Annotated in this window: 20 protein-coding genes; 12 read left to right on the forward strand and 8 right to left on the reverse strand. The window is 58.8% G+C overall.

What is annotated here, in order from left to right; all coding sequences use genetic code 11:
* Positions 1-58: 58 nt before the first annotated feature.
* The gene (gene tsaD / locus RBB77_RS23050) at positions 59-1,261 is read right to left on the reverse strand and encodes a tRNA (adenosine(37)-N6)-threonylcarbamoyltransferase complex transferase subunit TsaD (RefSeq protein WP_353064040.1); all 1,203 of its coding nucleotides are present in this window, start codon (positions 1,259-1,261) and stop codon (positions 59-61) included.
* 21 nt (positions 1,262-1,282) lie between these two features.
* Here tsaD and RBB77_RS23055 point away from each other — a divergent pair, with 21 nt between their 5' ends.
* From RBB77_RS23055 to kdsA, 4 genes are all read left to right on the forward strand, one after another.
* On the forward strand, positions 1,283-2,671 hold the full coding sequence (locus tag RBB77_RS23055; protein ID WP_353064041.1) for a CCA tRNA nucleotidyltransferase: 1,389 nt from the start codon (positions 1,283-1,285) through the stop codon (positions 2,669-2,671).
* A gap of 216 nt (positions 2,672-2,887) precedes the next feature.
* The gene (gene fdhF, locus RBB77_RS23060) at positions 2,888-5,914 is read left to right on the forward strand and encodes a formate dehydrogenase subunit alpha (protein WP_353064042.1); all 3,027 of its coding nucleotides are present in this window, start codon (positions 2,888-2,890) and stop codon (positions 5,912-5,914) included.
* A gap of 17 nt (positions 5,915-5,931) precedes the next feature.
* Entirely contained in the window at positions 5,932-6,390 is a 459-nt protein-coding gene (locus tag RBB77_RS23065) for a DUF1641 domain-containing protein (protein ID WP_353064043.1), read from the forward strand.
* Between the two features lie 54 nt (positions 6,391-6,444).
* Positions 6,445-7,281 carry a 3-deoxy-8-phosphooctulonate synthase gene (gene kdsA, locus RBB77_RS23070; RefSeq protein ID WP_353064044.1) on the forward strand — a complete coding sequence of 279 codons (837 nt, stop codon included), beginning with the start codon at positions 6,445-6,447 and terminating at the stop codon, positions 7,279-7,281.
* Between the two features lie 239 nt (positions 7,282-7,520).
* On the opposite strand, the gene RBB77_RS23075 is transcribed toward kdsA, so the two are convergent.
* Positions 7,521-8,435 (reverse strand): OmpA family protein, encoded by a 915-nt coding sequence (locus RBB77_RS23075; protein ID WP_353064045.1) that lies wholly within the window; start codon positions 8,433-8,435, stop codon positions 7,521-7,523.
* A gap of 208 nt (positions 8,436-8,643) precedes the next feature.
* Positions 8,644-9,114: a DUF2393 family protein gene (locus tag RBB77_RS23080; RefSeq protein WP_353064046.1), complete on the reverse strand. Its 471-nt coding sequence runs from the start codon at positions 9,112-9,114 to the stop codon at positions 8,644-8,646.
* A 369-nt stretch (positions 9,115-9,483) separates the two neighbouring features.
* Between RBB77_RS23080 and RBB77_RS23085 the strand changes: the two genes are divergently transcribed.
* Entirely contained in the window at positions 9,484-9,648 is a 165-nt protein-coding gene (locus RBB77_RS23085; RefSeq protein WP_353064047.1) for a hypothetical protein, read from the forward strand.
* A 54-nt stretch (positions 9,649-9,702) separates the two neighbouring features.
* Here the strand turns inward: RBB77_RS23085 and RBB77_RS23090 are convergent, their stop codons facing one another.
* Positions 9,703-10,458, reverse strand: a complete 756-nt coding sequence (locus RBB77_RS23090; protein ID WP_353064048.1) for an ATP-binding protein — start codon at positions 10,456-10,458, stop codon at positions 9,703-9,705.
* A gap of 199 nt (positions 10,459-10,657) precedes the next feature.
* On the opposite strand from RBB77_RS23090, the gene rpmE reads away from it, so the two are divergent.
* The 3 genes from rpmE to RBB77_RS23105 all read left to right on the forward strand — a co-directional run bounded on the left by rpmE (position 10,658) and on the right by RBB77_RS23105 (position 12,900).
* Entirely contained in the window at positions 10,658-10,894 is a 237-nt protein-coding gene (rpmE, locus tag RBB77_RS23095) for a 50S ribosomal protein L31 (protein WP_179586303.1), read from the forward strand.
* A gap of 91 nt (positions 10,895-10,985) precedes the next feature.
* Entirely contained in the window at positions 10,986-12,278 is a 1,293-nt protein-coding gene (gene dusB / locus RBB77_RS23100; protein WP_353064049.1) for a tRNA dihydrouridine synthase DusB, read from the forward strand.
* A gap of 229 nt (positions 12,279-12,507) precedes the next feature.
* Positions 12,508-12,900 (forward strand): VOC family protein, encoded by a 393-nt coding sequence (locus RBB77_RS23105; protein ID WP_353064050.1) that lies wholly within the window; start codon positions 12,508-12,510, stop codon positions 12,898-12,900.
* A gap of 53 nt (positions 12,901-12,953) precedes the next feature.
* Here RBB77_RS23105 and RBB77_RS23110 read toward each other — a convergent pair whose 3' ends face one another.
* From RBB77_RS23110 to RBB77_RS23120, 3 genes are all read right to left on the reverse strand, one after another.
* Positions 12,954-14,546: a hypothetical protein gene (locus RBB77_RS23110; protein ID WP_353064051.1), complete on the reverse strand. Its 1,593-nt coding sequence runs from the start codon at positions 14,544-14,546 to the stop codon at positions 12,954-12,956.
* 75 nt (positions 14,547-14,621) lie between these two features.
* Complete coding sequence (locus RBB77_RS23115) at positions 14,622-15,044, reverse strand: GNAT family N-acetyltransferase (protein WP_353064052.1); 423 nt, start codon at positions 15,042-15,044, stop codon at positions 14,622-14,624.
* 14 nt (positions 15,045-15,058) lie between these two features.
* The gene (locus RBB77_RS23120; protein WP_353064053.1) at positions 15,059-15,592 is read right to left on the reverse strand and encodes a YfiT family bacillithiol transferase; all 534 of its coding nucleotides are present in this window, start codon (positions 15,590-15,592) and stop codon (positions 15,059-15,061) included.
* A 162-nt stretch (positions 15,593-15,754) separates the two neighbouring features.
* Between RBB77_RS23120 and RBB77_RS23125 the strand changes: the two genes are divergently transcribed.
* From RBB77_RS23125 to RBB77_RS23140, 4 genes are all read left to right on the forward strand, one after another.
* Positions 15,755-16,570: a glycoside hydrolase domain-containing protein gene (locus RBB77_RS23125; RefSeq protein ID WP_353064054.1), complete on the forward strand. Its 816-nt coding sequence runs from the start codon at positions 15,755-15,757 to the stop codon at positions 16,568-16,570.
* A gap of 119 nt (positions 16,571-16,689) precedes the next feature.
* Positions 16,690-18,132 carry a metalloprotease TldD gene (gene tldD, locus RBB77_RS23130; protein ID WP_353064055.1) on the forward strand — a complete coding sequence of 481 codons (1,443 nt, stop codon included), beginning with the start codon at positions 16,690-16,692 and terminating at the stop codon, positions 18,130-18,132.
* A 35-nt stretch (positions 18,133-18,167) separates the two neighbouring features.
* Positions 18,168-18,440, forward strand: coding sequence for a hypothetical protein (locus RBB77_RS23135; RefSeq protein ID WP_353064056.1), 273 nt, complete (start codon positions 18,168-18,170; stop codon positions 18,438-18,440).
* 101 nt (positions 18,441-18,541) lie between these two features.
* Entirely contained in the window at positions 18,542-18,850 is a 309-nt protein-coding gene (locus RBB77_RS23140; protein ID WP_353064057.1) for a hypothetical protein, read from the forward strand.
* A 78-nt stretch (positions 18,851-18,928) separates the two neighbouring features.
* On the opposite strand, the gene RBB77_RS23145 is transcribed toward RBB77_RS23140, so the two are convergent.
* Positions 18,929-19,360: an ester cyclase gene (locus RBB77_RS23145; protein WP_353064058.1), complete on the reverse strand. Its 432-nt coding sequence runs from the start codon at positions 19,358-19,360 to the stop codon at positions 18,929-18,931.
* Positions 19,361-19,372: the final 12 nt, after the last annotated feature.

Consider the following 19,372-nt stretch of genomic DNA (forward strand, 5'->3'; position numbering starts at 1 on the left):
GCTTGAGGTTCCTTGATGATTTTAGCTGATCTCTCGGGGCAAATTGCGCGTAGTGCGGTTACTGCTGGCCCAGCCGGAGCTGGGGGGTGGCTCCGAGGTCTTCCGAGGCGAAGTTTTGGGCGATGAGCTTGGGCCATGCGGCGGCGGCGATCATGGCGGCGTTGTCAGTGGAAAGCGCGAGCGAGGGGAAGGCGATGGGGAGGTTGCGGCGGTCGGCTTCGGCCTGGAGGCGCCGGCGTAACTCAGTGTTAGCGGCGACTCCGCCGGAGACGACGATGCTGTGCGCGCCGAAGGCTTCGGCGGCGGCGAAGGTCTGGCGTTGAAGATTGCCGACGACGGCGTACTGGAAGGAAGCAATCAGGTCGAGGGTCTGCTGATCGCAGAGTTTAGTTACGGCTTCGGACTTGGGCGTAAGGGTGGGATCGGCGGCGAGTGCGGCGCGACGGGACTCGATAGTGTCGCGCATGTTGTGAGTTTCGACGTAGCGGAGAACCGCAGTTTTGATGCCGCTGAAGGAGAAGTCGAAGTGCGGGCCTTCGGTGTTTGCGGGGGCTTTCTTGTTGGTGATACCGGGCCGTGGAGCGCGATGTTTTATTTCGGCGAAGGTGAAGGGGACGGCGCGGGGATTGCCGTGGGGGGCAAGCGCGTCGATCCAGGGCCCGCCTGGGTAGCCGAGGCCGAGCAGTTTGGCGACCTTGTCGTACGCCTCGCCGGCGGCGTCGTCGACGGTGCGACCTACGTTGCGGTAGGTCCAGGTTTCGCTTCCTTGCTGGTGAGTTGCTAGATAGAGGTGGGTGTGGCCGCCTGAGACGACGAGCGCGAGAAGAGGGAGTTCTAGAGGGGATTCCGAGCGCTCTCGCGTCTCCATGAGGACGGCGTGGATGTGGCCTTCGAGGTGGTTGACGGAGATGAGGGGTTTATCGAGGCCGAGCGTGAGGGCCTTTGCGTAGGTGATGCCGACGAGGAGCGCGCCGGCGAGACCTGGGCCTTCGGTGACGGCTACGGCGTCGAGATCGGCGAAGGTTACGTTAGCGCGAGACATTGCCTCGCGCACAACGGGGACGATGTTGCGGAGGTGTTCGCGGGAGGCGAGTTCGGGGACGACACCGCCGTAGTTGGCGTGGAGCGACATCTGCGAGGCGACGACGTTGGAGAGGGCTTCGCTGCCGGCGCGGACGACGGCGGCTGCGGTCTCGTCACAGGAGCTCTCGATGCCCAGGATCAGGCCGGTCTTTGAGCCACTCTGGCGGCTTTCGGGCATCTCTCTATCATAGGGGAAGGCATGAGGGATCCGTGGAAGGACAATTCGAGGTACAGGGCAGCGCGAGAGATCGTGGTGGCGCTGCGTGCCGCGGGGCATAAGGCTTACTTCGCGGGTGGATGCGTGCGCGATCTGCTGCTGGGGATGGAGGCCAAGGACTTCGATGTGGCTACGAGCGCAACACCTGATATAGCGATGGGGATGTTCACGAAGACGTACTCGGTGGGGGCGCACTTTGGCGTGGTGCTGGTTTGTACGCCGGGGGAAGACGGCTCTGAGATTGCCACGGAGGTAGCTACGTTTCGGCATGACGGGGCGTACAGCGACGGGAGAAGGCCGGACGCGGTGCGGTTTTCAACCGATCCACGCGAAGATGTGCAGCGGCGCGACTTCACGATCAATGGCATGCTGTTCGATCCGCTGGCGGACTCACATGAGGCGGCGATTCTGGACTTTGTTGGCGGACGTGAAGATCTGACGAATCACCTGGTGCGGACGATCGGCGTCGCGAAGGATCGTTTTTCCGAAGACAAGCTGCGAATGCTGCGGGCTGTGCGGTTTGCGTCACGGCTGGAGTTTGAAATTGAGGCTCAAACCGCGGAGGCGATCAACGAGCTTGCGGGGGAGATTACGCAGGTTAGCCTTGAACGGATTTGCGATGAGTTGACGTTGATGTTGACGGAAGGGCATGCGCGGCGCGCGTTCGAAATGTTGTGTGAGCTGGGATTGTTGCAGCATATTTTGCCCGAGGCCGTGAAGATGCGCGGCGTGGAGCAGCCGCCGCAGTTTCATCCGGAGGGCGATGTTTGGGTCCACACGATGCTGCTGCTGGAGAAGCTGAAGCCGGGCGCTTCGGTCGCACTGGCCTGGGGAGCGCTGCTGCATGACATTGGAAAGCCGGCTACGTTTCGGCCACCTGATCCGAAGAAGGCGGGAGATCGAATTCGCTTTGATGGGCACGTGGAGGTTGGAGTACGCATGGCGGAGACGATTCTTGGACGGCTGCGTTTTTCGAATGAGGAGGCCGAACAGATCATTGCGCTGGTCAAGAACCATATGCGCTTCGGGGACATTCTGCAGATGAGAGAGTCGACGCTGAAGCGGTTTCTGCGGCTGCCGAAGTTTGACGAACATCTTGCGCTCCACTGGATGGATTGCATGTCGGCGCATGGGGATTTGAAGCTGTACGAGTTTGCGAAGGAGCGATATGAGGCAGCGCCAGTGGAGGAGATTCGGCCGAAGTTGCTGGTGACGGGCCGGGATCTAATAGCAGCGGGATATCGCCCGAGTCCACAGTTCAAAGAGATGCTGGAGGCAGCCGAGGACGCTCAGCTTGAGGGCGTGGCCACTACGACCGAAGAGGGTCTGGCCGTCGTGAGGGCACGGTGGGGAGAGCCGCACGACGGCTAGTGTGTCGATCGTGAAGAAGTTGTGAGAGCCGAAGACTTCCAGGCCTCCGCGGGGACGAGTTAAGGCCTCAACCGGGACAATTTGGATGCGGCAGAACAGCTTGCCGGATGCATTTTTGTAACGAATTTGTCATCGCGAATTCGGGTGTAGTGTTGAAAGAGACGGAGTGGTCAGACAGAGAATTGCCTGCTATTCTGCATTGCATCTAGAGGGCTTATGGCTACTACGAAATCGCTGCTGAATACGCCTGCCGAGTTCACTCCGAATACACAGTTGACTATTGATGGGCTGCAGGTGCCAGGCCACTCCGGCGAACTGTTGATCGACCTGCTGAACCGGCGTACCGCGGTGGATGCGCAGAAGCCTGTGCCGCAGGTTTGCTATGTGAAGCAGATGGGCCCCATCGAAAGCTGCGACACCTGCCTGGTGAAGGTGAACGGCGAGTTGGCGCGGGCATGTTCGACAAGAGTCTCTGGGGGGATGAAGGTAGAGACCGTTGGCGAAGCGGTTGATATTGCGCAGCGTGAGGCGTTCGATCGCATCCTCGAGAACCATATGCTGTACTGCACGGTGTGCGACAACAACAACCAGAACTGCACGATCCACAACACGACGGCAGTCCTCGATGTGAAGCACCAGCACCGCGAGTACAGGCGGAAGCCGTATGAGAAGGACATGTCGAATCCGTTCTATCGCTATGATCCGGACCAGTGCATTCTGTGTGGCCGGTGCGTAGAGTCATGCCAGAACGTGCAGGTGAATGAGACGCTGTCGATTGATTGGGAGAGTGATCATCCTCGCGTGCTGTGGGATGGCGGAATGCAGATTGAAGGTTCGAGCTGCGTCTCATGCGGGCACTGCGTCACGGTCTGTCCGTGCAATGCGCTGATGGAGAAGTCGATGCTGGGTGAGGCGGGCTATATGACCGACCTGCCGGCTGCAACACTGAACAATATGATCGACGTAGTGAAGGGCGTTGAGCCGCCGATTGGGTATGGCCCGATTCTTTCGCTCTCTGAGATGGAGTCGGAGATGCGCAACGAGCGGACGAAGCGCACCAAAACGGTCTGTACTTATTGCGCGGTGGGATGCAGCTTCGAGGTGTGGACCAAGGATCGCCATATTTTGAAGGTCGAACCGTGGCATGGGCCTGCGAATGGAATCTCTACCTGCGTGAAGGGCAAATTCGCATGGGGGCACATTAATTCGGACGACAGGTTGGTCAAGCCGCTGTTGCGCGATGGCGAAGGCTTTCGCGAGATTGAATGGAAGGAAGCGCTCGACATCATCGAGCACACCTTCAAACGCATCAAGAACGATCACGGGCCGGATGCGCTGGGGTTTATTGCCTCTTCGAAGTGCACCAATGAAGAGAGCTTCGTCATGCAGAAGCTGGCGCGTGCGGTGATCGGGACCAACAATGTCGATAACTGCGCTCGCTACTGCCAGAATCCGGCGACGATGGGTTTGCAGCGCACTGTCGGCTACGGTGGCGACTCGGGATCGATTGCGGATATCGAGAAGGCTGGGCTGGTGCTGATCGTGGGCGCGAATCCTGCGGAGAACCATCCTGTGCTTTGCACGCGGGTCAAGCGTTCGCACAAGCATCGTGGGCAACGGTTGATTGTTGCCGACCTTCGCAAGCACGAGATGGCCGAGCGCGCCGATATCTTCTTCCGTCCGAATCCTTCGACCGACGCTGTGTGGATGTGCGCGGTCTCGAAGTACATCATCGACAGCGGCCTGGCGAAGATAGACTTCATCAACAAGTGGGTGAATCACTTTGACGAGTTCAAGAAATCGCTCGAGCCATTCACGATGGAGTATGCCGAGAAGATCACCGGCGTTCCTGCGGCAACGCTGACGACGGTGGCGCATGAGATTGCGGCGGCGGATGGCACCTGCATTCTGTTTGCAATGGGCGTGACGCAGCACTGCGGCGGGTCGGACACGGCGACCGCGCTCTCGAATCTGCTGTTGGTGACTGGCAACTACATGCGGCCGGGGGCTGGTGCTTATCCGCTGCGCGGCCACAACAATGTGCAGGGCGCGAGCGACTACGGCTCGATGCCGAACGTCTTCAGCGGATACCAGAAGGTGGACGATCCCGATGTCGTCGCGAAGTTCGAGGCCGACTGGGGCGTGACGCTGCCGACTACTACCGGCAAAGACAATCACCAGATGATGGAAGCGATTCTGGCTGGGACGATGAAGTCGCTGTATATCAAGGGCGAGGACACGATCACGTCAGATTCGAACGCGAACTTTGTTGCCAGCGCGTTGGAGAAGCTCGAGTTTTTTATCGTGCAGGATATAAATTTCTCCGAAACCTGTCGCTACGCCGACCTGGTGCTGCCGGCGGCGGCTTCGCTGGAGAAAGACGGGACCTTCACCAGTACAGAGCGACGCATTCAACGCATCAATAAGGCGATGGAGCCGTTGGGAGAATCGAAGGCCGATTGGGAGATCATTCAACTGATCGCAAACCGGATGGGCGGGAACTGGAACTACAAACATCCTTCCGAGATCATGGACGAGGTAGCGCGGCTGACTCCGCTGTTCGCCGGGGTAAGCTATACACGTCTGGAGGGCTTCGACAGCCTGCAGTGGCCTGTACATGCTGACGGGACAGACACGCCGTTGCTGTTTACCGAGGGCTTCCCCTTTCCCGATAAGAAGGCGCGGTTCTTCCCGATCGAGTACATTCCGCCGTCAGAGGAGACCAGCTCACTCTACGATCTGCACCTCAACAACGGCCGTCTGCTGGAGCACTTTGAGCAAGGCAGCATGACCTTCCGCACGCCTGGAATTAAAGAGATTACGCCGAACAGCTGGCTCGAGGTGTCGCCGGAGCTGGCAGCCGAGCGCGGCGTGACCTCGGGCCGGTATGTGCAGGTGGCTTCGCCGCATGGCAAGGTGAGAGTGCAGGTGCTGGTGTCGGACCGTGTGAAGGGCAAACAGCTTTACATGACGCTGAACTCGGTCGAGGAGCCCGTGAACAAGCTGACCGGCGACTTTGCGGATCGCCAGACGCACACGCCTGCGTTCAAGGAGACGGCCGTTAACATGACGGTGCTGCCGGAGCAGGGTGAGAATCCGCTGCCACGAAGGAACTTCCGCTATGGCAAGCGAACGCCGCAACCTGGACTCGAAATTGAACGCAAGTGGGCACGCAAGGACTACCACCTGCCAGGGACCGCTGCTGCTGACAAGCTTGTTCAGATATCTTCCACCACTGTTTAGTTTCTTGAGGAACTGTTATGGCCAAGCCCATTGCTTTCAAACCGATTACTGTCGACTTCAAAGCCGACCTCGTGCGCAAGCTTGAGAAGGCTCCTGAAGAGCACGCCGAGGCGCTGCTGCTGGCCTACGATGTGCTCGAAGAGGCGCACCGGAAGGGTTTGCTGAGCCTGCTTCATGGTGCGATCGGTGCGAAGGATACGATCTTCAATACACTATCGAAGTACGCCTCGCAGCCAGAGGGCATCGCAGCGATTCGTAATCTGCTGACAGCCGCTAAGATCCTGACTGAACTTGATCCAGAGGTGCTCGATCAGCTCTCAAAGGTGATGGCGCATGCCACGAAAGAACATCAGGCGGAGCGCGATGCTCCTAGCCTGTTGCAGCTTGCGAAACGTGCGACAAGCGAAGACAGCCGCCGCGGGCTTTCGTTCATGACGCTGGTTCTCTCGGGGCTGGGCAGGTCGCTGAAGAGCTAAGCAGTCCGATCTCAGGTCGCCCGCACAGGTGGCGGCTATGGTCAAATAAACGATGTGACTCATTCCTTCGACATCGGCAGTGCAACTCATCAGGTCCCGGTAGGCCGGGGCAAGCTTTTTCTCATCGCAGGACCATGCGTGATTGAATCCGAAGGCCACGCGCGTAAGATGGCTGACGCCATTCAGCGCATCACATCGGATCTCGGCGTTCCGTACATCTTCAAGGCCAGCTACGACAAGGCAAATCGCACCTCCATCAAGAGCTTTCGCGGGCCCGGGCTGGTAGAGGGCTGCCGGATTCTGCGCGAAGTTGGAAAGAGTACCGGACTACCGGTATTGACCGATGTTCACACCGCCGTCGATTGTGACGCTGTTGCAGAGGCTGTCGATGTGCTGCAGATTCCTGCGTTCCTGTGCCGCCAGACGGACCTGCTAATCGCGGCAGCCGAAGCCACGAAGAAGACCGGCGGAGCGATCAACGTAAAGAAGGGTCAGTTCGTTGCGCCGTGGGATATGCGGCACGCTGTTGAGAAGATTCGCGAGAGCGGCAACGATCGCGTTTCTCTGACCGAGCGCGGAGCCAGCTTCGGATACAACAACCTCGTCGTGGATATGCGCTCGCTGCCCGTGATGCGTGGGTTTGCGCCGGTGGTCTTCGATGGAACGCACTCGGTGCAGACGCCATCCGCTGGCAATGGCGTCAGTGGCGGACAGCCGGAGTTCATTCCCGTGCTGGCCCGGGCCGCAGTTGCGGCTGGTGTGGATGGGGTTTTTCTTGAGGTGCATGACAATCCTGCTGAGGCGAAGTCCGATGGAGCCAATGCGCTGCATCTGAACCATCTGAGAGCTGTGCTGGAACAGCTGCTGGCCGTGCACGCCGCCGTTAGTTAGAAGCATGTCCTGCCGGACGGGCCCGCTGCGCGTGGTGCGGCCACTTCGTGGCCTGTGTACCCTCTTCGTGGCGCTCTCGTTGCTCGGGAGATATCGACTTAAAAAAAGCGGCCCCTCATTGAGGGGCCAATCTGCCTTGGTTCTCTCTGGTTAGGAGAGGTTTTTGCGAGTGCGATCTAAGTCGCTATCTCGGCAAACTTGTGGACGGTGCGGGAAAACTGCACCGTCCTGGGGGAGGGCTACTGATTCACCTCTTGTGGTGAACTTACTCCCGTGTGGGAGGTCTTTGGCGTTGTCGCTGCGCTGGACGCCGAATCGGAGCTCATCGTCGCCAAGCTGTTATGGAGTAGCGTGACTTTGACACCATTCACAACTGCCTGTTCTCCATCGGCTGGCTTCTCAGTGTTCTTGCCTAGGCCAGTCTTGTAAATACGGTAGACGGGGACCTGATGCTCAGTGACGAGGTAGCGGACGACAGAGTCAGCCATCGCCTGCGAGGTCTGAACACCCGATTTGCTGTAACCCTGAACTTCGATGATGTAGCCCTTCTCGTTGCCTAGGGTGGTGGCTAGATTGTCGAGATCGGACTTACCGGTAGGCCCAAGAGCCGTCCGGCCGGCAGCGAACTTTACTGCGGTGGATGAGACGGTCTGGTACTGATCGAGATTGCCGACCGTGTGACCGAGGGAGTCCGTACGGGTGCTTGCGTTGCTCGCCAGCGTTTGAGCGGAGTTTGCGCGATTGGCTGCATCCTGCGCGTGCTGGTCTGCCGTGTTCGCAGAGTTCATGGCATTCTTGATGCCTGCCTGCGAACGGCCGTCTACATCTTTGATATCGTTAGCGTTCTTGGCCTGGAGCTGATCGAGCTCGTTGACTTGATCCTTGATCGGAGCAGTCTGCCTGTTTACCCACTTCTTGCGGGCAAACGGATTCATGTGGCCCCAGAAGCCTTCCTTCGACTGATCGGTCAGAGGCTTGCCGGTCGCGTAGGTGCCATCCGCATTCGTTGCGGGGGCGGTGCCAGAGGTTGAAGTTGCTACTGTGGAGTCTGTTGTTTGGGCCGCGGGAGTGCTGGTCTGAGCGAACGCTGAGAGGCCCATTGCACTGCCTAGCAGTATAGCCGGGAGGCCGAAAGTTGTTCCAGATTTGATCATTTGGCTTGCTCTCCTATCCTGACTCTGCGCCTGTTTTCCAGACGTCAACATGCACTTGCTAGAGCAGGTAGTGTGCCAAACCGCTAAAACGTATCAACTCGCTGAAAAGAAGTTGTTTACGGGAATTGTGAATATTCGCTCAGGAGGGAGATTACAACCAACTCACGCAAAATCTTCCCGACAGGCAGGTAACTATTACTTGGTGACCCTATTTCGTGTCTACGCTAATGATGTGAATCTCGGGCATTTGGGTGTTCCAATTGCCGGGAATTGACTCGAAGATAAGGCGAAAGTCCCGTTCGTCGCCCGGCTTCAGGGGGGATGCGCTGATCGGCTGAATGTCGACGTAGGGTTCACGCACCCGAATAACCGAAAGCGGCAATGTCTCGACTTGAGGAGGCATGGCCTCGTCGTTCCGGAAGATCACCTGTACGGTAACGCCGGAGACGGTCTGAGGGCCGGAGTTCTGAATGTGGCCGTCGATGAAGGTTGATTTTCCTCCCGAGAGACTGGTCGACTCACTCATCGCCAGTTGCGACAGAGGGAGCTCCGCGGCATAAGCGGCCAATGGCTGAATCGTATTCGGAGGAGCCTGCGACTTGTGGCGCGTTGCAAAGACCAAGCCAAGGATTACAGCCAAGACCACCAATCCAGCCACCCCCCAGGGCGCGATCGGCATACGGCCTCCCTCAGGGGGCTTGCTCGAGAACATTGCAGGCTGCTGGCTATTACCTAGGGGGACCGGGGCTTGACGCGAGGAATCAGGTGAATTAACCGGGGTATCGAGCGGACGACTCTGTTCGTTCATAAGCCGAGATTTTATACCGCAGCACGTCATGGACAACGGGAATCGCGCCTCGGCATATCGTCTGTGGCACATTCCCAAAATGGAACCAATGGGGGTTCAGCAAAAAACTCGCCAGATTTTCATCTACGCCTCGAAACATTTTGGTGCATTCTCGCGTTAAGGATCATCTATAGGGTGTCGGCCAATTTGTCTATCGCTAGGGCCAACCGAGATCCGAGATACAGCGAGGAGAGGCTAGACATGGACGAACAAGTGGAAATTTCGCCGCAGTTCTCCCCATCGCTGATTGACGTGTCAGATGCCTCGATTGCAGGTGAGGGTGTGTCGATTCCAGTCGCCGCAGACCGCCTGTACCAATTCGCCGCACTTACTGCTGGCCTGTTCCTGCTTTTCACGCTGCTCTAAATCCAGCTTGACTCGCCGGCCGACGCTTCGCAAACAATCGATCCGTCGGCTGATTCACGCGAAACTGGCGCGCTTGACCTTCTGGCGGAAGTCTTCGCCCTGCATCTCGACAACAACACACATCTCCTGCAGCCTTGAACGCATGCGCTCGCCGATCCTGTCGCCGAGGGTCTCCTCGCGCATCAGGCCACGGGGGGCGCTCTCGGTTCCCAGCGGACCTGCATTGGGATAGTTCGTGGTGATGATCGTCGTTCGGCGGTCGTTGTAGCGGGTGTTGAGGATGTGAGCCACCGTGTCCCACACCCAGTCCGTGGGCTTGGACGCGCCGAGTTCGTCGAGCACCAGCACCTCGGCGTCGAAGACAGGGGCGAGAACCTCGAGTTCGGTCGCTGAGACTTTGTTGTTGTAGCTGTTCTGGACTTGCTTCAGAAGGTCGCGATAGTCGAAGAAGAGGCCGGTTGCGCCGCGTTCCGCTACCAGCGCCTGCAGAATACCTACAGCCAGATGCGTCTTGCCCACACCGATCGAACCAGTCAGCAGCAGCCCGGTCCCAGCGGTCTCGATGGGATAGCCATCAACGAACTTCCGGGCGCGAAGATGGGCCAGGCCGAGCGACCGATTGGAAGAAGGAAAATTTGTCTCGTAACTCTCCAGCGAGCAGTGCTCGTAGCGCTTTGGGATATGGGCGCGGCCCAGCATTCGTTCGGCCCGCTTCTGGACCCGGCAGACACAGTCTTTGACGAACTGCCTGCCATCCTCCTGCAGGATGCGCATGCCTGACCCACCGCATATCGTACAAACTTCACTCATGGCCGTCCTTTCAGTATGGCAGCATCTGAATCCAATTGCCCCCTGTGCGAATCTGAGTTAAACTGAGGAAACTGCTTGAGCGCTCCGAAAAGGCGCAAGCGGCGGCGCGACAGGCCCTTCGATGTGACGTGAACTCTTCCGTTGCAAGCGATCCGCGAGCCGGCAGGCATACCCCAAGATTGAGAAAAGGATAGTTACCATGCCAAAAGAAGGTATTCACCCGAAGTACGACAACATCCACGTCAAGTGCGCCTGCGGGAACACGTTTGAAACCCGCTCCACGCATAAGGGCGACATCGTCGTCGAAATCTGCTCCGCCTGCCACCCGTTCTTTACCGGCAAGCAGAAGCTGATCGACACCGCAGGTCGCGTCGAGCGCTTCCGCCGTAAGTTCGCAAAGTCGGACGCCGGCAAGGCCGAGACTGCCGCGAAGTAAGCGGACGCCTAAACCATCCAGGGGCCTCCGCCAGCCGCGGGGGCCTTTGTTTTGTCTAAACTAATCCAGAGAACCACGAGCAGCTGTTGCTATGAAGAAGCGTTACACACTCGAACAGAAGCGCTGGGACGACCCGGCCGAGCACGCAATGCCGGAGCACTCCCGCGTGCCTGCGAGCTTCACCATCGGCAACATGAAGATCGCTCCTGCGACGGTGCTTGCTCCTATGGCTGGGGTAACCGACACGGTCTTTCGCCGCTTCATCAAGAACGCCAGCCAGTTCACGACTCCCGCAGATGGCCTTGCGGACTCGTCGGCTGATGTTGATAGCGTCACGTCGAACCAGCAATCAGGCTGCGGCCTCATTATGACGGAGTTCACCTCCGCCGATGGTCTCTCTCGTATGCGCGAGACCAAGCGCAAGCGCTACCTGACGTACTACGACGACGAACACCCCATCTCTGCACAGCTCTTCGGCTCGAATCCTGCAACACTCGCCGATTCTGCGCGTATCGTGCAGGACGCGGGTTTCGACCTCGTCGATCTGAACCTTGGCTGCCCGGCCAAGCGCGTCGTCGCGTGCAATGGTGGCTCCGGTCTGCTGCGCGATCTGCCGCTGATCGAGACGATCTTCAAGACCGTCCGCGCTGCCGTTTCAATTCCCTTCACCGTGAAGTTCCGCATGGGCTGGAACGACAAACACATCGTCTGCGTCGAGCTCGCGAAGATGGCGGAAGACTGCGGCCTGAACGCCGTCGCACTGCACGCTCGCACACGCGAAGACGGCTACACGGGCCAGGCTCGATGGGAGTACATCGCTGCCGTCAAGGACGCCGTGAAGATTCCTGTAATTGGCAACGGCGATATCCGCACCCCGGAGGACGCTGCCGCGATGGTCGATATCACTGGCTGCGACGCCGTGATGATCGGCCGCACCGCGCCGTCGAATCCGTGGATCTTCCGCCAGATCGCGCAGTACACCGCAACAAAGGAAGCTACTGGCGTCGGCACCTACGACCAGCCAACGGATCAGGACCGCTATCGCATGATCCGCACCTACTTCCAAATGCTGGTCGATGAGATCGCCGTCGAAGAGCGAGCCGAAGCCGCGCGTGCAGAGGCTATCACCGCTGCAGGACAGGTCGCACGCGAGCAGCGCCATCGAGACTGCGTCGGAAAGATGAAGCAGTTCGCAAGCTGGTTCACGCACGGCGTTCCAGGCGGCGGCGCTCTGCGCAAACAGATCTTCGAATCGAAGAACGGCGATGCGGTTCTCGGCGCAATCGAGAACTTCTTCGCCAACCGCGTTGACGATTCCTCGAACCTTCCTTTGGCCGCTGCGTCCGAAGAGCAAATTTTCGCATCCGTTGCGTATTGCGATTGATCTAAACACACAGAGCCGAAATAGACAGGGCCGGTTTGGTAAGTCCGGTTCACCCCTCACCCGAGGGGGCCTTGTCCTCCGGAAGACTGAAGACCGGTGAGACCCACGGCGTAGTCAGGCGTGTGCCCAAAGCACAGCCGACGACGCATGGGTCAGGACAACATCCGGCAGAGCATCGCTCCCCTGATAGATCGCAGCCCATGCGAACTCAATTCAAGGAGCAATACCAATGCTGCAACTCAATCACATTAATCTGAGCGTCTCCGATGTTCCTGCTCTCTCCGACTTCTTTGAGCGCTGCCTCAATTTCAAAGTCACAGAACGTCGAGGCAACAACAAGTTCGCCGTGTTGGAAGGAGAAGACAGCTTCGTCCTCATCCTGATGCATGGCAAAGATGTAACGACCGCCAGCTATCCCACGATGTTCCACGTCGGTTTCATCGTGAAGGACGAGGCCACAGTGCGAGCGACACATCAACAAATGATCGCAGCCGGTTATGAGGCGCCTCCGCCCGCACGCATCCAGCGCGGTGGTGATCCGACCTTCGGCTTCTACCATCCGGCACCGGGTGGGATCCTCGTGGAAGTCAGCACTCCAATCGTTGCGATGAAGGAGACATAGAGCCTATTGGCCACCTGTCGTCTTTACGATGCAGGACGACAGGCGGAGAGGGCTCAGACTCTTCCCTGCAACGCGTGTGTCGAAGGCGAGCCTGCGTCTGTACTTCGTTTGCGCCAGACGGCCTTCACCTTCGCGCGCCATCGTTCATCGAGCGCTACGAGGCTCCATTCGACCCGAGGTGAAAGGTAACGCAGCACGACCTCCGTCGCGGGATGAATGCGCAGTGCTGGAGCCACGAGATACAGCCGTGGGGGCTCGGTCGAGAGCCGCAGGCCACCGAAGTATCCGTGCCGCTGAAACTCGCCCAGGCCAGTGTTGTGATCCGGATTCTGCAGGTGATGCCACCGCACGCGCACCCAGTAATCAAGCCCCTGCAGGGCAAGGTGCAGATCCTCGTCGGCTTTCAACTCGATGACGGCCAACCTTCCGTCGTCGGTGACGCCGAGAAGGTCGAGCATCCCACGATCTGCCGCAGCAAACGCGGGCACCTGCGTGTAAACATGCTTCGGATCGAGTCGCGCATCGAGTGGTTCGACGTCGCGCCGCAGCACACTCTCGAGCCAGCGCTCGGGCTGCATGCGATAGAGAGGATCGCGCTTGTCGCCTCCTGCAATGCGCCGCGCAAACAATCGCGCCACCAGATCTCGCAGCTCGCTCGCGTTTTCTTCGGTCAGCAGAGTCTCGTTTGCGCCGGCCCCGAACGTGATCTCCTGTGCGCTGTTGAAGGAGTTGCCCGAATAGCCCATACGGACCCGCGCAAACTCGAGACCATGTAGTAAAAACGCAAGTTCGGTGCCGCTACGGAGGCGCTGCTCCACGACTTCGCGCATCGTCTCGGGTACGAGCGCCATCACGCGTAGCCTGGACTCGGCAAATCTCTCCTGTGCGGCTTGCTCGTTGGGGGCATGCATCAGGCGAGTGGTCAGGTTGCCATGATCCGCGGCATCGCGCTGCTCCAGTTCTTCCGACTTCTGGTCGAGCTCCCACAGCTCCCACTGTGCAACGTTCGCATTGAGCCACGCCATCCGTGACAGGGTCAGCATGGCCATGCCGCGTGGCACGATCAGCTTCAATCCTTGATACAGCCTCCGTCCGTCACCGGATTCGCGGCAATGCTGCAACCACAAAATCCCGAGTGTCAGGATGCCGTCAACAGTGGTCTGCGTCTCCTCTTCGTTGACGGCGATTACAGCCCACGCCTTCTGTCCCTGCACTAGCGAACCACGCGCATATGCCGGGCCGAAGCTCTTCTCGAGATCCATCGCAGTGCGTAGTGCGTCCACTTTGAACTCGGGGAAGCTGCGCAGCAGAACGCGGTCGAGCACACGCAGATATTTCACGCGCGTCGCCTCTCGCGTCGAGGGAGTGCGCCGATCGCGATCTGTTACAAGTTCCAGCGTCTGCGGTTTGGTTTGGCCGAATCGATGCGTGCTCAGCCGCAGCACGCCGTTGCGCAGCACCGTGCCACTGACGCGGCGCACCAGATTGCGATCCTCTCCCCACAGATGCAGGGTGCAGCGGCCGTGTTCGGTCGCCAGCTTATATTTCGCCTCGCGCATGTCGAACAGAACCTTGCCGTCTTCGAGCACCACGGCGCGGGGAGATTCAGCTAAAAAAGATTCGAGTGCGACGGATATTTGTTCCACCGTCTGCACGGGCTCCGCGGAGGAGACTCTTGGCGGCATAGTCGAACGTTAACACATTTGCGAAATTGAAAGAATCTACAGAGGAAGCTTGAAGTGGAAGTCGGAGATGCGCAAGCCGTGGCGGAAGTAGAACGCGTGCGCCTCATGTCGATGCGTTCCCGAATCGAGCATGAAAGTGGTGCATCCTGCTTCCCTGGCCAGCGCGATCAACCAGGTCAGCATAGACTCGCCATGGCCCTTCGAGCGGGCGCCATCGTCGGTCACTAGGTCATCTACATAAAGCGTCTTGCCGCTCCACAGCAGATTCTGGACGCGGAAGCCAGCAACCGACACGATGATGCCGTCAGATTCCAGGAAGGCGAGTTGATAACCCTCTGCCTGCTGCGTCTGAATGCGGCCGACGAACTCTTCCGCGATCAACGCAGGCCGAAGCTGCCGCATCACCGGAAAGCAGCGGTCGATCTCGCTCGGTATCGTGGCAATCTGAATGGAGGGCATGAGCGGGTGACCCGCTACCACCCTTCCTTAGCGCGTAGATGCGTGATGTGAGCCACGTGATGGCGCGAGTGCCATGCGTACGTCAGGGCCGCCAGTTCAACAGTGACAGGCCCATCTTCGGGGTGCTTGTATCCGCGCTGCCACTGGATCTCGTCGAGCGATTGAAACAACATCACCCAGCGGGCATGAAGACTCTCCACCAACTCCAGCGACCACTCCACCGGCGCCGCCATGTCATGCAGCTTCGCCCAGGAAACTTCGTTATAGCTCTTGACCACTGGCCAATCCTCGGTCAGCGCAAGCTTCACCCGCACATAGGCATTCATGTGGCTGTCCGCGACGTGGTGGACCACCTGCCGCAACGTCCATCCGCCTTCGCGATAAGGTGTAGCCAGCTGAGCCGAACTCAATCCATCGACCGCATTGCGCAGTTGCTCGGGCAACTCCGCCAGCGTTGCAATCGCTTCGGTTCGCTCGTCCGGGGAGATGGTTGCGGGCGGCACAAAATCGCCTATGGGGTACTTCGGATCGATATCAGTCAGTGCCATGGCCCCTCCTCCATACCTCTAACAAGCAACTTAGCACACAGGATTGTGTAACCTACCATGAAGATTCCGTTGCGCGCCGCGAACCTTTCTCTAATGAAACTCTCAGCATTACGCCCACTCATCCTTCTTCTTTGCGTGATCCATAGTTCTGCGCAGCAGCACATGCCACCTAGCTCGCACGGCTCGCAGCCCCCCGGTACGATTCTCACCCAAGGCCCCTATGTGGGCTTCGACAGCAACGACTACCCCGGCGATGAAAAACTGCCCACGTTGCACCGCCACTTCGCCTTCGTCGGATACTGGCTCAACAATCCGCCAGGCGAATACCACAATGGCTGGGTCGGCAAACGCGAAGTTCTGGTGCGTAACGGGTTTGGCTTTCTTGTCCTGGCCAACGGCCGCATCGAATCGGAGATAAAAAGGGCCAAACGGTCAGGAACCTCTCCGGCAACGCTGGGAGCCCAAGACGCAATGGCGGCCATCGTCGCAGCGCATCGGGATAACTTCGTCACCGGCACCATTATCTTTTTGGATCAGGAGGAAGGCGGCCGACTTACCGACGATCAATCTGCGTATCTGCTTGCATGGACAGAGACCGTGGCCTCGAAATCCGGCTATCTCCCTGGGGTCTATGCCAGCGGCCAGCCAGTCAGCGACGGTCCTGCCAAGACCATCACTACGGTGCAGCATATTCGTGAGCAGGTCACCTCACAGCATTTGCACGAGATCACAATCTTTGTTTATCAGGACGCATGTCCGCCAGCCAACGGATGCAGCCTGCAGCCACCGTCGCTCAGCGCCAGCGGGACTCCCGAAATCGCAGCCTGGCAGTATGCGCAGTCCCCACGACGCAAAGCGATCACCGCCGCATGCAGCAAGACCTATGCCGCCGACGGCAACTGCTATGCTGCCGACCTGCCGCAGTTGCCGCTCGATCTAAGCGTTTCGGGATCGGCCGACCCTTCGCATGGACGCTGAATCGGCACGAAAATTTCACGAATCTCCATGAAAAATAAATGCCTCCGGGCATACTGCGGCGGAACCTCCATGAAAGTGAGATTTGCCGCGGCTCTCGGGGAAGCCTAGAATCAATCTAGATGACCATACCCGCACCCGACCACAAACGCTACTTCATCGAAAAACTTGGTCTTTCGGAACGTCTGATGGAACGCTGCCTGGGTGAAGCCCTTTCAGCGGGAGGCGACTACGCTGATCTTTATTTTGAGTCGGTTACGTCCACCTCGCTGGGTATCGATGAGTCTCTGGTCAAGTCGGCGAGCCAGGGGATCAGCGTAGGGTGCGGCATCCGCGTCGTCTCTGGCGAGCGTACCGGCTATGCCTACACCGACGATCTTTCGAGCGATCGGCTTCTCCGCGCAGCCCGAACCGCAGCCCTGATCGCCAGCGGCCCAGCCAAAGAGCTGATGAGCGGCTTTCGCCAGACCGACACCCCTTCTCTCTACCCTGTAGCAGGAGCTACGAGCGACGCCGAGATCGCTGCCAAACTGGCCCTTATCGAACGCGCCGACAAAGCCGCCCGCGCCTATGACTCGCGTATCACGCAGGTTCGCGCCGGCTTCAACGATGAACTACGCCGCATCCTCGTCGCAGCCTCCGACGGCACCTTCGCCTCGGACACGCAACCCCTCGCGCGCCTGAACGTCTTCGTCATCGCGAAAGATGGTACTAACACCGCACGCGGCACCAGCGGCGGCGGCGGCCGCGTCACGATGGATTTCTTCGAAGGCGACAAATCGCCCGAACATTACGCCCGCGAAGCTGCACGAACCGCGATCCTGCAACTCGGCGCGATTGAAGCACCGGCGGGCGAGATGCCCGTCGTTCTCGGCCCCGGATGGCCCGGCGTTCTGCTGCATGAAGCGGTCGGTCACGGCCTCGAAGCCGATTTCAATCGCAAGAAGACATCAGCCTTCGCCGGTCTCATCGGACAACAGGTTGCGAGCCCCAAGGTCACGGTCGTCGACAATGGCCTGATGCCCGGACGTCGCGGCTCCATCAATATGGACGATGAGGGCAACCCGACTCAGGAGACGGTGCTAATCGAAAACGGCATCCTGAAAGGCTTCCTCTCCGACAAGCTCAATTCGCGCCTGATGGGCATGCCCAACACCGGCAGCGGACGCCGCGAGAGCTATCACCATATCCCCATGCCGCGCATGACCAATACCTACATGCTCAATGGCGAGGATATGCCCGAAGACATCATCAAGAGCGTCAAGCGCGGCCTCTACGCCGTCAACTTCGGTGGCGGGCAGGTCGACATCACGAACGGCAAGTTCGTCTTCTCGGCCAGCGAAGCGTATCTGATCGAGGATGGTAAGGTAACGCGCCCCGTGAAGGGGGCAACGTTGATCGGCAACGGCCCTGAAGCATTGAAGTATGTGTCGATGGTCGGCAACGATCTCGCACTTGATGAAGGCATAGGCACCTGCGGCAAGGCGGGGCAAAGTGTGCCAGTCGGCGTAGGCATGCCCACAGTAAAGCTCGACCGCATGACGGTCGGGGGAACGGGACAATAATGGCAGTCGAACGCGAAAAAATCTATGAGTGCGAAGTGAAACGCCGTCGCGTAAAGGTCGGCGGAGGCTACGAGCCATTCTGGAAGGTAAAGCCGGTGGCCGATGCGCTTGTCGATAACGACACCGAGTTTCGTTGCAAAGACTGCTTCGGCGAGGTCAAGTTGTTAGGCCGCAACGGCAAAGCAGGCTCCGTGCCGTACGTCGAACACAAGTCCCCAGCCGACTCCGAGTACTGCGCCAACGGAATGCTGTTCAAAAAAGCAACAGATGGACGAGAACCGAGGCCTTCACAGCGCCCCGTAGAGTAACGACCTGTTTTTCTTCGAGATTCTTTCTCGGCCCATACGCACGACAACTGAAAGTATGACCTAACGTACGACCCAACCGCACCCGTACTTCGAGGTATCTCATGGCAATCGAACGCGAAAAATTCTACGAATGTGAAGTGAAGCGTCGTCGCGTCAGAGCCGCCGGTGGTTACGAGTCGTTCTGGAAGGTCAAGCCCATAACAGTTGCGCTCGAAGATAACGACACTGAGTTTCGCTGCATGAGTTGCGGTGGCGCAGTGAAGGTGTTCAAACGCCGCTCAGAAGACGGACCGGCCACACACATCGAGCATAAATTGAAGAGCGACTCCGAGTACTGCGCCGCCGGCATGTACTTCCTGAAGGCCACTGACGGCCGGGAGCCACGCCCCTCAGCATCCCCTGTTCGCTGAGACAGCCCGCTGAGTTTAGCTCCAGCCGGGCTGTCACCCATCGCAATCATCCAAATGGGCCTACCTACGCGCCGATGGCTATGGCTTTGGGATGACGCCAAGCTGCTGCATCATCGTCAGGTTATCCATCAGGATTCGACTGTCCTTCATCTTGCCTCCGACCAGGCGGTCGATGACGACACCCTTGACGTTGACCCTCCTGCCCGTAGCAGGAACACCGAGAAACGTCCCTCGATGCGTGCCGGTCCAAGTGAAGCGAGTGACAACCTTGTCTCCACTAGCCACCGTCTCGTCCACAACCCAATGGATATCGGGGAATGCGGCGCGCATCATCCCAATCACCTCTTTCAAACCCTCTCGTCCTTGCTGCTGACCCGGAAGAGGATCAAGCTCGACAAAGTCGACCGCGACAAGTTGATCGGCTTGCTCCAACCGCCCCTGATTGATGACCTCTTCTAAAAATCTGGCGATGACTGAGACGTTCCCAGATACGCTCCCAGACTCTGACACTCGCATCTCCTG

The organism is Tunturibacter psychrotolerans, from assembly GCF_040359615.1.
Lineage (GTDB): Bacteria > Acidobacteriota > Terriglobia > Terriglobales > Acidobacteriaceae > Edaphobacter > Edaphobacter psychrotolerans.